This is a genomic window from Gilliamella sp. wkB178 (assembly GCF_001690705.1).
GTDB lineage: Bacteria > Pseudomonadota > Gammaproteobacteria > Enterobacterales > Orbaceae > Gilliamella > Gilliamella apicola_K.
The window spans coordinates 1-13918 of the sequence record NZ_LZGK01000013.1 but is presented as its reverse complement, the minus strand read 5'-3'; the positions used below and the strand labels follow the sequence as shown (position 1 = coordinate 13918).

The 13918-nt window shown below is 35.1% G+C and carries 11 protein-coding genes, 3 tRNA genes and 2 rRNA genes; 3 read left to right on the top strand and 13 right to left on the bottom strand.

Translation table 11 applies throughout. The features are described from left to right. Positions 1–97 precede the first annotated feature (97 nt). From A9G13_RS04335 to znuA, 8 genes are all read right to left on the bottom strand, one after another. Positions 98–173: transfer RNA gene (locus A9G13_RS04335), tRNA-Lys, on the bottom strand. Between the two features lie 138 nt (positions 174–311). Then, positions 312–1061, bottom strand: a complete 750-nt coding sequence (gene ybgF / locus A9G13_RS04330) for a tol-pal system protein YbgF (RefSeq protein WP_065556399.1) — start codon at positions 1059–1061, stop codon at positions 312–314. Between the two features lie 66 nt (positions 1062–1127). Further along, complete coding sequence (gene pal / locus A9G13_RS04325) at positions 1128–1601, bottom strand: peptidoglycan-associated lipoprotein Pal (RefSeq protein ID WP_065556398.1); 474 nt, start codon at positions 1599–1601, stop codon at positions 1128–1130. A gap of 176 nt (positions 1602–1777) precedes the next feature. After that, positions 1778–3070, bottom strand: a complete 1293-nt coding sequence (gene tolB, locus A9G13_RS04320; protein ID WP_065557073.1) for a Tol-Pal system beta propeller repeat protein TolB — start codon at positions 3068–3070, stop codon at positions 1778–1780. 427 nt (positions 3071–3497) lie between these two features. Next, positions 3498–4307, bottom strand: a complete 810-nt coding sequence (gene mutM / locus A9G13_RS04315) for a bifunctional DNA-formamidopyrimidine glycosylase/DNA-(apurinic or apyrimidinic site) lyase (protein ID WP_065556397.1) — start codon at positions 4305–4307, stop codon at positions 3498–3500. Between the two features lie 10 nt (positions 4308–4317). Continuing rightward, on the bottom strand, positions 4318–6636 hold the full coding sequence (gene mrcB, locus A9G13_RS04310) for a bifunctional glycosyl transferase/transpeptidase (RefSeq protein WP_065556396.1): 2319 nt from the start codon (positions 6634–6636) through the stop codon (positions 4318–4320). 123 nt (positions 6637–6759) lie between these two features. Beyond that, on the bottom strand, positions 6760–8121 hold the full coding sequence (gene mepM, locus A9G13_RS04305) for a murein DD-endopeptidase MepM (RefSeq protein WP_065556395.1): 1362 nt from the start codon (positions 8119–8121) through the stop codon (positions 6760–6762). Between the two features lie 12 nt (positions 8122–8133). Beyond that, positions 8134–9078 carry a zinc ABC transporter substrate-binding protein ZnuA gene (gene znuA, locus A9G13_RS04300; protein ID WP_218059150.1) on the bottom strand — a complete coding sequence of 315 codons (945 nt, stop codon included), beginning with the start codon at positions 9076–9078 and terminating at the stop codon, positions 8134–8136. A 93-nt stretch (positions 9079–9171) separates the two neighbouring features. On the opposite strand from znuA, the gene znuC reads away from it, so the two are divergent. The 3 genes from znuC (at position 9172) to A9G13_RS04285 (ending at position 12395) form a co-directional block, all read left to right on the top strand. Then, positions 9172–9957, top strand: coding sequence for a zinc ABC transporter ATP-binding protein ZnuC (gene znuC / locus A9G13_RS04295; protein WP_065556394.1), 786 nt, complete (start codon positions 9172–9174; stop codon positions 9955–9957). Continuing rightward, positions 9950–10744 carry a zinc ABC transporter permease subunit ZnuB gene (gene znuB / locus A9G13_RS04290; protein WP_065556393.1) on the top strand — a complete coding sequence of 265 codons (795 nt, stop codon included), beginning with the start codon at positions 9950–9952 and terminating at the stop codon, positions 10742–10744. The genes znuC and znuB overlap by 8 nt, the downstream gene beginning before the upstream one ends. A gap of 127 nt (positions 10745–10871) precedes the next feature. After that, a complete protein-coding gene (locus A9G13_RS04285; protein WP_065556392.1) occupies positions 10872–12395 on the top strand; it encodes a YifB family Mg chelatase-like AAA ATPase in 1524 nt (507 codons plus the stop codon). 6 nt (positions 12396–12401) lie between these two features. On the opposite strand, the gene A9G13_RS04280 is transcribed toward A9G13_RS04285, so the two are convergent. The 5 genes from A9G13_RS04280 to A9G13_RS04260 all read right to left on the bottom strand — a co-directional run. Further along, positions 12402–12740 carry a DUF413 domain-containing protein gene (locus A9G13_RS04280; protein WP_065556391.1) on the bottom strand — a complete coding sequence of 113 codons (339 nt, stop codon included), beginning with the start codon at positions 12738–12740 and terminating at the stop codon, positions 12402–12404. A 135-nt stretch (positions 12741–12875) separates the two neighbouring features. Then, positions 12876–12951 (bottom strand) — tRNA-Trp (locus A9G13_RS04275). Between the two features lie 8 nt (positions 12952–12959). Continuing rightward, a tRNA-Asp gene (locus A9G13_RS04270) sits at positions 12960–13036 on the bottom strand. A 40-nt stretch (positions 13037–13076) separates the two neighbouring features. Further along, a 5S ribosomal RNA gene (gene rrf, locus A9G13_RS04265) occupies positions 13077–13192 on the bottom strand. Between the two features lie 126 nt (positions 13193–13318). After that, positions 13319–13918, bottom strand: a 23S ribosomal RNA gene (locus tag A9G13_RS04260); the annotation flags it as partial.

Genomic DNA, 13918 nt, shown 5'->3' with positions numbered 1-13918 from the left:
TTTTCAATAAACTTAGATTTAAAATCATTACCAGTGTTTTAAAAACGGAATTAGCTTAAGGATTTTTAAATGGAAATAAGAGTAATAAAAAAGAAAGTGGTGGGTCGTGAGCGATTCGAACGCTCGACAAACGGATTAAAAGTCCGCTGCTCTACCGACTGAGCTAACAACCCATTTTGAACGATAATTACGGTACGCTTATTGATTTAAGGGTACAAGCAATTTCGGGTTGCTATACTACTTATAATTGCCAAACAGCGCAACCCTTTTCTGTCTATTTTTTTTCAACAGATGGATATTTATACACATTATTAAAGTGATGCTAATTTTTTGTTTGCTAAATCAACGGCATTTTTGTCATTAGCATATTTATTGACGACTTGTTGAAATACTGCTTTAGCACTTTTTTTGTCACCTTTATCTAATAGAATTAGGCCTACTTTATACAGGCTGTCAGCAGCTTTAGGTGAGGATGAAAAGTCTTTTACTACAGTGGCATAATAAAATGAGGCATCATCTTTTTTACCTTGTTTATAAAATAATTGACCAAGCCAATAGTTAGCATTGGCTCGGTAACTAGACTTTGGGTAGGTTTGTAAAAACTTTTGGAAAGCAACAATTGATTCATTACTCTGTTTACTATCACCGACAAACTGCATAATGTAATTATAATCATTTTTATCATTACCAGATGTTGTCCAGCCAGTTAAATCGGCCGATGAAGATGATGATGACTGAATTGCAGTTGAATCAGAGGTTGATGTAGTTGAATCATCAGTAGTTGAATTAGAATTAGTACTTGAAGTAAACCCTGAACCATTCGCCATTTGTTGCAATATCATTTTTTGACGTTCAATCGTTTGATTGAGTTGATATTTAGTTTCTTCTAACTGCCCTCGTAGCGCATCAACATCAGATTGTAAATCACTAATTTTTTGTTGATTTTGAATTAATAATTGCCCTTGAGCTTGCACAGTTCTATCTATTTCAGAACTACCAGCTGCACAACCATAACATGTAAACAGAAGAAATAAGAACAATGAGAGAGTTTTTTTATACATATTATAAGACTCGAACGTGAACTTAAAAAATAAACGGCTGAATAATCAGCCGCTATAAGACATAAATTAATATGTAACTACTGCACGACGGTTTTTAGCATATGCTGCTTCATCATGTCCTAATACAGCAGGTTTTTCCTTACCGTAAGAAACGATTGACATTTGATCTGATGAAACACCATTACCTTGTAGGTATGATTTAACAGCAGAAGCACGACGTTCACCTAAAGCGATGTTATATTCTGGAGTACCGCGTTCATCGGCATGACCTTCAATAACTACTCTTAAGAAAGAATGTGCACGTAAAAACTCAGCATGAGCATCTAACATTCTTGTATAATCTGGTTTAACATTATATTTATCAAAGTCAAAATATACTGTATTCATTTGTTGTAGTTTTTGAAGCATTTCTTGTTCTGCTTGGGTTAAAGAACCATTTGCATTACCATTCATATTGTTCTTGCTATGAGAAGAACAAGCTGTTACAGCGATTAATGGTAAAGCAACCGCAGCTACTTTAATAAATTTAGAAAATTGCATTGTATTAACTCCTTTATGTTTGAATAAATTATTACTTATATTTTATTATACATCTAACCAACTTCAGGTAACACACTTTGTGTTATCGATTAGGAAGATTAGCAGTATATATTATAACGACCTTTCGTTTTGCACAATTTTAATATTAATAATATTGATTATATTTTAAGCACTCCTTACAAATATGGTGACCAAGCAGGGAATTTTACCTGCCCATCAGACGCTGGCAACTTAGCTTTAAAGTTCCCATCTGTTGAAACCAGATTCAATATTGTCCCTAATCCTTGTGATGAACTATAAATAATCATAGTACCATTTGGTGCAATACTTGGGGTTTCATCTAAAAATGTGTCGGTCAAACGTTGATAAGTATTGGTTGACACATCATAACGGGTAATATGTTGTTCACCATTGTTGGTTGAGATCATAGCAATAAAAGAACCATCAGGTGAAACCCGAGCATTTTGATTTTGGGTATTATCCCATGTTAATCTTTGTGGTGATCCACCATTAATATTTATACTATATAATTGTGGTCGACCAGCCTGATCTGATGTGTAAACAATTGTTTGATTATCTGGCATCCAAGATGGTTCGGTATCATTACTACGATCCGAGGTTATTTGAGTAATTTTTTTAGAACTCAAATTCATCATATATAAATTTAAACTTCCACCTTTCGATAAAGCAAAGGCTAATTTACTGCCATCAGGAGAAAACGCTGGAGCACCATTATGTTGTGGAAAAGAAGCAATCGTTTCAACAGATCCACTATCTAATGTTTTTAAAACTAATGAAGAATGTCCACCTTCAAAAGTTACATATGCCAATTTTTTACCATCAGGTGACCAAGTAGGTGACATTAAAGGTTCTTTGGAACGATGTACTGTCATTTGATCATAACCATCATAATCTGAAACCCGAAGTTCATGGGTAAATGGTCCTTTAGTTTTAACCACATAGGCAATTCGAGTTCGAAATGCCCCACGAATACCAGTTAGAGATTCAAAAATTTCATCACTGGCTGTATGAGCAGCATAACGTACCCAACGTTTGTCAATAGAAAATTGATTTTGTGCTAAAACCGCTCCCGGACGACTTACAGTATCAACTAATTGATAAGTGATAAGATATTTGCCTGAAGCGTCAGGTTGTATACTTCCAACAACCACGGCAGAGATACCGAGTTTATTCCACACCACAGGGGTAACTTCAGAAGCGGTAGTTGGTTTTTGCGGCATGCTACTAACATCGATAGGATTAAATTTACCACTATTACGAAGATCTGACGCCACAATTTCTTCTATCATTTGCGGTGGTTCACCAGATCCAGTCCATCTAAATGGTACAACTGCAATTGGTTTAGCAGAACTAACACCATCAGTAATAACAATATGTACTTCAGCATTACTAACTATAGTGTAAAATAAAATAAACAAAGTCATCAAAAAGCGAGAAGCAAATTTGATCATCTTAAATTCCTTAATAAAAAACGAAAATATTACGTTAGAATAAATCTAAATATTTAATAACGAAAAAGATAAAAATTTTTATAATTAATATGTTATCACTAATTTGTGCCACATATTAGATCTCCCAAAAAAATAAATATTTTTACAGCAAGAAAGATAGCCGATATCGTATAACAAGTCCATACTCTTTAAAACAAAAAGATTTTCTAATATTTATAATTTTAATCGAAATGAAATTATTAAGAATAATAAATAATCAGAATAAATTTTCGACTATACTAATCCGATTTAAGAAAGGTTTAAAGTATTTGTAAAGATTTTTTATGAGGAGTAGGACATTGATTATTAATAATACCAGAATAAGACAAGCCAATTTATTATATAAAAAGAAGATAAATCAAGGGGCAATATTAACTAATGATATTTATTTTTGACAATTAATACAGTAAAAAGTATTTCGTTGACCTATTTTTTGTGATTTGATTTCGCTACAACAAACCAAGCATTTTTTACCCACTCGCCCATAAACTTGCAATTGTTGCGCAAAATAACCAGGTTTGCCATCCGATTGTAAAAAATCCCTAAGTGTTGTACCGCCTTGTTCTATTGACTGAGTAAGTACTAGCTTAATTGCTGTAACTAAATTTTCTAATTCAATTAATTGTAAAGAACTAACTTTGCGGTTTGGATTAATTCTAGCCATAAAAAGTGATTCAGAGGCGTAAATATTACCTACTCCCACCACAATATGATTATCCATAATCCAACTTTTAATTGGTTTATGACTTTTTTTAGCTTTTTCTAGCAGATATTCAGCAGAAAATTCAGCACTTAACGGCTCAGGCCCTAAATGTTTTAACTGAGTTACATCATCAATTGAATCTGTCCATAGCCAACAACCAAACCTTCTTGGGTCTGTATAACGAAGTATGACTCCATTAGTTAATACCAAATCTACATGATCATGTTTGGATGGTTTTTGCTTATTTAATAAAATCCGCAAACTACCCGACATACCCAAATGAATAACTATCCAATTGTTGGTCAATTGCAATAACAAATATTTAGCCCTTCGTTTTACATCCAAAATGACTTGACCTTGAGCCTGTGTAATTGCTTTATCAATTGGCCAACGTAGTTTAGGTTGTCTAACGATGATTTGTTGGATAGTTTGTCCCTTTAAATAAGGTAAAATCCCTTGTCGACTCGTTTCAACTTCAGGTAATTCAGGCATAGTTTTTCACTTAATTATTCAACATTTCAGTTACCCAAGTGGGTGCTTGTTGCCCAGGCACCAATTGGTTATTACCAGAACATAAACTTTGCGGATTAATTGTCCACGCAGGTAAAGTTCGTCCTGCCCCACTATCACATTGCCAGCGACCATTACTATCAATTGGTACCATATAAATATTTTGAGGCACTGGTAATGTCAGTTTTTTAGGTGGATTATTTTGTAAATATTCACTATAAATTTTTAATGCCCCTGTTGCCCCAGTTAATTTCATTGGCGAATGATCATCAAGTCCAATCCAAATTACGGCAACATTTTTACCATCAATACCCGTAAACCAACTATCACGCGAATCATTACTAGTACCTGTTTTAGCAGCTAATTTAAATACACCATATTTCGGTTTTAATGAACGTGAGGTACCGGACTCAACTACTTGTTGCATTGCGTAAGTAGTTAAGTAAGCTGACTGTTGGGAAACCGCCTGAATTTGCTGCGGATAATTTTGATATACCAACTCGCCTTTTTCATCTAATACATAGCGTAAAATTGTTAATGGCGAACGTTGACCATTATTACTAATAGTTTGGAACATTTGCGCTGTTTCTAGTGGTGTTAATTCCAAAGCTCCCAGTAATCTTGATGGTAAATTAGGAATACGATCAGCTGGTACTCCTAATGCTTGTAGCGTATTTTTAGTAGCATCAAGCCCAAGTGCCATGCCCAAATTAACTGTTGGAACATTTAGTGAAAGCGCTAAAGCATCAATTAACATTACCCGATCACGATATTTGCGGTCAAAGTTTTTAGGTTCCCAATAATTGCCATTATCAAGTTTGATTGATAATGGATTATCATTGAGCCAAGTATTTAGTTGATAACGATCTGGTTGTCCTAATGCTGTTAAATAAGTCGATGGTTTAGCTAACGAGCCAATCGCTCGCCGAGTTAGCCATGCACGGTTATAGCCTGGATATCGTGGTTCGGCACTACCAATAATTGATCTTATTTCTCCAGTTTCACGACTTACAATCACCATCGCCGTTTGTAAATCTTTATTCGTTGATTTCCGTAAGGTTTCAATTTCGTTGGTTACCGATTGTTCTGCGGCAGATTGAGCTACTGGATCAAATGTGGTAAAAATCTTCATCCCGGAAAGATGATCTGCTTGATCACCTAATTGTTTACGCAATTCACTACGAACAACTTGCATAAATGCCGGTTGCGGCGAAATAACGCCCCCTTTAGGTAACACTGAAAGTGGACGTTGACTTAATAAGTTATATAACTCTTCATCAATAATTCCTTGTTGCTGAGCTAACTTCAATACTACATTACGGCGCTCAATAACCTGTTGTGGCTGGGTCCATGGATTATATAATGAAGCACCTTTTACCATACCAACTAGTACTGCTTGCTGATCTAAGGTGAGTTCGTTTACCGGTCGACCAAAATAATAAAGACTTGCTAGTGGAAAACCATGGATCTCTTCACTTCCAGCTTGACCAAAATACACCTCATTCAAATAAAGTTCTAAAATACGTTCTTTACTATAACGAGACTCTAATATTATTGCCATATAAGCTTCACGTATTTTACGGCTTAGGCTACGTTCATTAGTTAAAAAGAGATTTTTAACCGTCTGCTGAGTTAAGGTACTTCCCCCTTCTGTTCGCCCAGTAGTTAAGTTAACAAAAATTGCTCTTCCAATAGAGTAAAGACTTACACCATGATGTTCATAAAATCTTTTATCTTCCGTTGCCACCAATGTTTGTAGCAACGAATCCGGAAACTCTTTTAATGGTACAAATAATCGCTGCTCACCATTAGGTGAATGCATCATAGTAATCAATTTAGGATCAATTTTAAGTAATCCAAAATCGCGCCCCGTATCTAAATTAGTAATACGGTCAATACGATTATCATAAAAGGTAATTTTGACGCGAAATGCTTGTTCTTCACCATCAGGGAAAGTAAATGGGCGACGATAAATTTCGACACTATCATTACTAACAATAAATTCACCAGGCCTTGTTGCTTTGGTATCTTGCTGACGATATTGCGCACCGACTAGCATTGTTACTATATCGTTCAAGCTATATTCACTATCAGGTTCCAAATCAATAATTTGTCCATAAACAGCAGCCGGTAATTCCCAAACATTACCATCAATTCTTTCTTTGATTTGTTGATCAAGATAAATACCGTACACTACTGTTACAGCAACAAAAATTAGAAATAGTTTAAATAATAGTGACCACAATCGTCTTGAGAGTGTCCGTTTTTTTATTTTTTTGTCTTTTTGAGTTGATTTAGTTGACTTTTTCAAACCACACCTAGTATTCAATATTCATAATAAACTGACTTATAATAACACAATTTATATGCGATATATCTGTGTTCTTTTTGTAAAGATATTTCAGGTAAGGCTAACGTTTGAATAAAAACAATATTAAAAGCTAAGCTGTGATTTAATATTTTTAACTTTTGCTATAAATGCATTTTTAGATTTACCGGTTAAACCTTCCGAAATTGGTAAACTAGCAGTTAATGGATTTACTGGTTTATTATTGATATGTAACTCGAAATGTAAATGCGGCCCTGTAGAACGCCCGGTATTCCCAGATAAGGCAATTTTATCCCCTTGCTTAACTTGTTGACCAGGTTTTACTAAGATTTTATCTAAATGCATATAGGTGGTCATATACTGGCGCCCATGCCGAATAGCAATATAATTACCTGCTGATCCACTATATTTAGCAATAACCACTTCACCATTACCAACAGATAAAACTGGCGTCCCCCGCGATACAGCAAAATCGACACCATTATGCGGGGTTACTTGTCCAGTTATTGGATGTAAACGGCGCGGATTAAAACCTGAGGATACACGCGCACGCTTTGATAGTGGATAACGCACAAAACTTTGCGCTAAGCTAGCACCATTTACATCATAATACTTACCATCATCAGCTAAAATTGCATAATAATCTTTGCTACCATTTTTAATGCGAACACCTAATAATTGGCTATTAGATAAACGTTTACCATGCATTTCTCGTGATAATAACACCAAAAATTTATCACCAATTTGTAAACGTCTAAAATCTAATCGCCATTGTAATGCTCGAGTAATAATACCTATTTCACTACTTGTCAATCCGCTCTTACGCGCATCTGCTACAAAATTAGATTTAATTTCACCTTTAATGACTATATCTTGAGGAACACCATCTGCCGTTTCTGAACTTTCAACAAATTTATCCCCTGATTTTTCATATATACGTATATTATTGCTTGAAATGGTCCAACTAAAAGTTTGTAAATTATGAGCATCATCAGTAGTCCAACTAATTTGTTGACCTATTCTTAAATTTGCTAATTGTTTGAATTTTGTAGTTAATTGATAAATATCATTTTTATTAACATTATAACGTATCAAAATATCATGCAAAGTATCACCACGAGAAATGGTATATTGTACCGTGTTATCTTTATCATCAATGATATCATCAAGTTCATCTTTAGCTATTTCATCTTCAGGAATATCAGATGATTCCGTTAATTGCTTAGAGGCTGATTTACTATCAACCATTTCAATTTGACCATCACCTACAACTACAGGAGAACGCGGATTATCAGTTACTGTTGTTTCAGCTTGAGGATTTAAAGGAACATAGACCGTGCGTTCCAAATTAAGAGGACGCCATAAAATGGTGAATAAGATAACAATGACAAGGACTCCTAATACTGAAAAATAAGGATTTTTAAAATTATTTTTTTCAACATTAGGGGATTTAATTTGTTGTGCCAAAATTAACCTTAACTAATTATTATCTAAACAATCCAACAGTTGCTGTGTTAATTTTAATAAAAATTGTGAATATGCATCTTTTGTCAGAATAATACCCGTTCCTAATGGATTTAATTCTCCAACGCGAACATTGGTTCCGCTCACTAATTTTTCAATCATTGCAGGGCTAAACTGCGGCTCTCTAAAAACACATACAGCTTTTTGTTCAATTAGCTCTTGTTGAATAGCATAAATTTTTTGAACACCTGGCTGTACTGCTGGATTTATGGTAAAACTACCTAGATTTTTTAATCCGAACTGTGACTCAAAATACCCGTAAGCATCATGAAACACAAAATACCCTTTATTTTGAACGCTAATTAATTTTTTTGCAATGTTTTGTTCTGTTTGGGCTAGTTTTAAAGTGAATTCGTTTAGGTTTTGGTCAATTATAGCTTTTTTATCTGGATATAGTGTAATAAGTTTATCATGAATGGTTTTAGCAATAATTTTAGCTATTGTGGGTGAAAGCCAAATATGTTCATCATATTCACCATGATGAGAATCTGAATGATTATCATGTGAGTCTTCGTGTTTTTCATTACCGGTTTGCAGTAACACTTCAATTTCTGGTACTGACATTAATTCTATTTGTTTTTGTTTATCAACATTTTTTAAAACAGTTGGCATAAAGGTTTCCATATCTTCACCAACCCAAATAACCAATTCAGCAGATTTAAGCTTAACTAAGTCTGAAGGTTTTAAAAAATAGGTATGCGGAGATGCACCATCAGGTAATAAAACATCAGTATCAACAACACCGGTCGTTATAGCCTCAGTAATAAAACCTATCGGCTTTACCGACGAAATAACGTTAGCATTAGCAAGTGAAAATACCGCACTGATTACCAAAGATAAAAGACTTATTATAATTTTCTGAACTAGTTGTTTAAAATTAATGACTATATATTTTTTCACATTATTATCCAATGATTATGAAATGTACTGGAATATGATTTATATATGTTATAATATAACATAACATACAAATGAACAAGGATTATCATTGCCGTGTCTCGATTAATTTCTCTTGATAATGTTAGTGTTGTAATCAATAAACAAAAAATATTAGATGATATTTCATTAACAGTTAGTCCTAAGCAAATTATTACATTAATTGGACCAAATGGTGCCGGGAAATCAACTTTGGTTAAAGTTATTCTAGGTTTAATCCCGCTTACTTCTGGAACTATTAATCGTGCTCCTTATTTAACTATTGGTTATGTACCTCAATCAATAAATTTAAATCCTACTTTACCCATTACTGTTAAACGCTTTATGCAATTAAATAAGCTACTAAAAGATAACGATATCATCAGTATACTATCAATGGTAAATGCTGATTATTTATTTAATAAATCTATGCATCAATTATCCGGTGGCGAGTTACAACGGGTATTACTTGCTCAAGCATTGGCTAAACACCCACAATTACTTATTCTTGATGAACCTACACAAGGTGTGGATGTTAATGGTCAAATCCTATTATATGATCTAATTGCTAATGCGAGAACTCAGTTCAATTGTGGTGTGCTGATGGTTTCTCATGATCTTCATTTGGTTATGGCCAAAACCGACGAAGTCATTTGTTTAAATCATCATATCTGCTGTTCTGGTACCCCTGCTATTGTATCGAATGATCCTGAGTTTATTGCTCTTTTTGGTCCACAAGGTGCTACTAGTATTGCTGTTTATCAACATCATCATAACCATCAACATGATTGTTGTAAAAATATTCATGACAATGCAAAACACATTATTTTACCTAATATAGAACAAGGGAAGCAGAATGATTGAGCTATTATTACCTTCATTATTAGCGGGATTATGTTTAACCATGGTAACTGGACCTTTGGGTACTTTTGTGGTTTGGCGCAGAATGTCTTATTTTGGCGATACATTATCCCATGCGGCTTTATTAGGGATTGCTTTCGGTTTCTTACTACATATTAATCTATTTTATGCGGTAATTTTTGTTACTCTTATGTTAGCTATCGGATTACTTTGGTTGGAATCTCAAAAACAGCTTCCTATTGATACATTACTAGGTATTTTGGCACATAGTGCATTATCACTAGGCATAGTCGTGATTAGTTTAATGAAAAATATTAGGGTTGATTTAATGGGTTATCTATTTGGTGATCTTTTATCGGTAACCATGACAGAAGTTTATCAAATTGCTGGTTGTGTACTCGTAATAGGCTTTTTATTAATTTGGCGTTGGAATCACTTTTTATTTATCACTGTCAGTGAAGAATTGGCTTTTAGTGATGGGATTAATATACAATTTACTAAACTACTTTTAACCCTTTTGTTAGCATTAACAATTGGTATAGCAATGAAGTTTGTAGGAGCACTTATCATTACATCATTACTCATTATCCCAGCTGCTACCGCAAAGTATTATTCTAAAACTCCTGAAAATATGGCTTTAATTGCAATAATATTAGGGATGCTATCAATTGTTGGCGGTTTATACTTTTCTTTTATTTATGATACACCAACGGGACCTACTGTTGTATTAACTAACACTTGTTTATTTTTTATATCTTTATTGATTACAAAATTATTTGCTAATCAATAAAATTGTTAATTTTTGCAAAATCACAATTCTTAATGGAAGATTGTTCTCAAGAGTGACAGATTTTATCTATTCCTTAGTATAAGGAAATTATTATACCAATATTTTAAAGACACAGATTATCCATATTATGTCACTTGCAATTATCTACACTAGAGCTTCCTTTGGTATTCAGGCGCCGCAAATTAATGTTGAAGTCCACATCAGTAATGGTTTACCGGGTTTTGTTTTAGTAGGTTTGCCTGAAACTACGGTTAAAGAAGCAAAAGACCGTGTACGTAGTGCCATTATTAATAGTGGATTTACGTTTCCTTCCAAAAAAATTACTGTAAATCTTTCTCCTGCAGATTTACCTAAAGAAGGGAGTCGTTTTGATCTGCCAATCGCTGTTGCTATTCTCGCAGCAACTGAACAAATTCCAACAGAACATATAGCGCAATACGAATTTTTAGGTGAATTAGCACTTTCAGGGGATATAAGAGCTGTAAAAGGAGCGATTCCTGCTGCACTTTCATCTAAAAGAAAAAATAGAACACTAATTATTGCTGCTGAAAATCAATCTGAAATTTCGTTAATTCATGATAATAATACTTTAATTACTAATAACTTATCTGAATTATGTCAATATTTATTTAAACAATTTAATTTGCCTAGTGTTGAATATCGTGAATATCAAGATACTGAGAACCAACAAGCTAACTTAGAAGATGTAATTGGTCAAGAACATGCCAAAAGGGCTTTAGAAATTGCTGCTGCTGGAGGCCACAATTTACTATTAATCGGTCCACCGGGAACAGGTAAAACAATGTTGGCAACACGTTTAACTTCTTTATTGCCTCCTTTAACTGATAACGAGGCACTTGAAAGTGCTGCAATAACGAGTTTAGTTAGCTTAAATGGTTCGATCAAGAACTGGCGTAAACGACCTTTTAGATCACCTCACCACAGCTCATCCCCGGCGGCACTCGTTGGTGGTGGTAGTCTTCCTAAACCAGGAGAAATATCTCTCGCACATAATGGTATTCTTTTTTTAGATGAATTACCTGAATTTGATCGTAAAGTTTTAGATGCATTACGAGAACCGATTGAATCTGGCGAAATCACTATTTCAAGAGCCAATGCTAAAATCAAGTTTCCAGCTAAATTTCAACTTATAGCAGCGATGAATCCAAGTCCAACAGGACATTATCAAGGGACACATAACCGCACCACTCCCCAACAAATTATTCGCTATTTAAATCGACTTTCAGGACCATTTTTGGATAGATTTGATCTTTCTATCGAAGTACCTTTATTACCACAAGGAACATTAAGCAAAAAAACAATTCAATCTGAATCGACACAATCAATAAAAATGCGAGTTTTACAAAGTAGAGAAAAACAATTAAAAAGAGGTAAGAAACTAAATAGCCAATTAATGTCGAAAGAAATTCAACTTTATTGTCAATTATCTGATGCCGATAGTGATTATTTAGAACAAGCTTTAATAAAATTAGGACTTTCTGCTAGAGCATGGCATCGCATATTGAAAGTATCGCGTACTATAGCGGACTTAGATTTATCAGAAACTATAGAACGAAAACATCTCTCAGAAGCTTTAAGTTATCGTTCTATGGATCGTTTACTAATTCAATTACACAAAAATATTGGCTAAAAAAGTTTAGTCGTCATTATCAACAAAATCATCACTAACATCAACTTGAGGTTTACCTCCAGATAATGTATGAAAACGTTTTGGTTTATTTATACTAGCAAGATACTTAAGCCATACTTTCTCAAAGTCTGTAGATGCTTCCTTTTTACCTTTACACACAGAAACAAATGATTTCTCTTCTGCGGTAGTAGGTTTTCTTGTTTCTGCATCAAGATCTTTAAAGGCACAACCATATTTTTCTAAAATTTGAGCTTCTTTAATAGTAAAATCACCATGACGAGAAAATCCTCTTGGATAATTTTTATTATCAAAAAAACGTTGTTGACTTACAAAACTCTCAGCCATTTTCTATCCTCTAGGTTGTTGTATACATAGTTGGGCGGGAATTATAATTAACTGAGTTAATCTGTAAACATTTTTCTGTGATTTATATAGATAGATTTAACTGATTGGTCAAAATTAAAGCAAATCATTGATATATGGCAGGGGCGGAGAGTCTCGAACTCCCAACACCCGGTTTTGGAGACCGGTGCTCTACCAATTGAACTACGCCCCTAAATAAGGTGGCGGAACGGACGGGGCTCGAACCCGCGACCCCCTGCGTGACAGGCAGGTATTCTAACCAACTGAACTACCGCTCCACCGAATTTGGTATGTATTTTACTACTATTTAATTTAAAAGTCTGGCGGCACCCTACTCTCACATGGGTAATACCCACACTACCATCGGCACTACGGCGTTTCACTTCTGAGTTCGGCATGGGGTCAGGTGGGACCACCGCGCTATTACCGCCAGACATATCCTGTACTCTCTCTATTCTTCATCAATGTGTTATTTATCTGTTAACTACAACACACCAACTCCAATCCGGAACAAACTGTTTTATATTCTTTATTCGCGCACCAAAACAACTCCGAGTTGTAAGGTTAAGACTCTCGGTTCATTAGTATCAGTTAGCTCAATGTATCACTACACTTACACACCTGACCTATCTACGTCTTAGTCTCAAACGGACCTTACAGATTCTCATCTGGGAAAACTCATCTCAAGGCTAGTTTCGTGCTTAGATGCTTTCAGCACTTATCTATCCCGCACGTAGCTACCGGGCAATGCAATTGGCATCACAACCCGTACACCAGCGGTGCGTTCACTTCGGTCCTCTCGTACTAGAAGCAAACCCTCTCAATTTTCCTACGCCCATGGCAGATAGGGACCGAACTGTCTCACGACGTTCTAAACCCAGCTCGCGTACCACTTTAAACGGCGAACAGCCGTACCCTTGGGACCTACTTCAGCCCCAGGATGTGATGAGCCGACATCGAGGTGCCAAACACCGCCGTCGATATGAACTCTTGGGCGGTATCAGCCTGTTATCCCCGGAGTACCTTTTATCCGTTGAGCGATGGCCCTTCCATTCAGAACCACCGGATCACTATGACCTACTTTCGTACCTGCTCGAGCCGTCACTCTCGCAGTCAAGCTAGCTTTTGCCATTGCACTAACCTCCTGATGTCCGACCAGG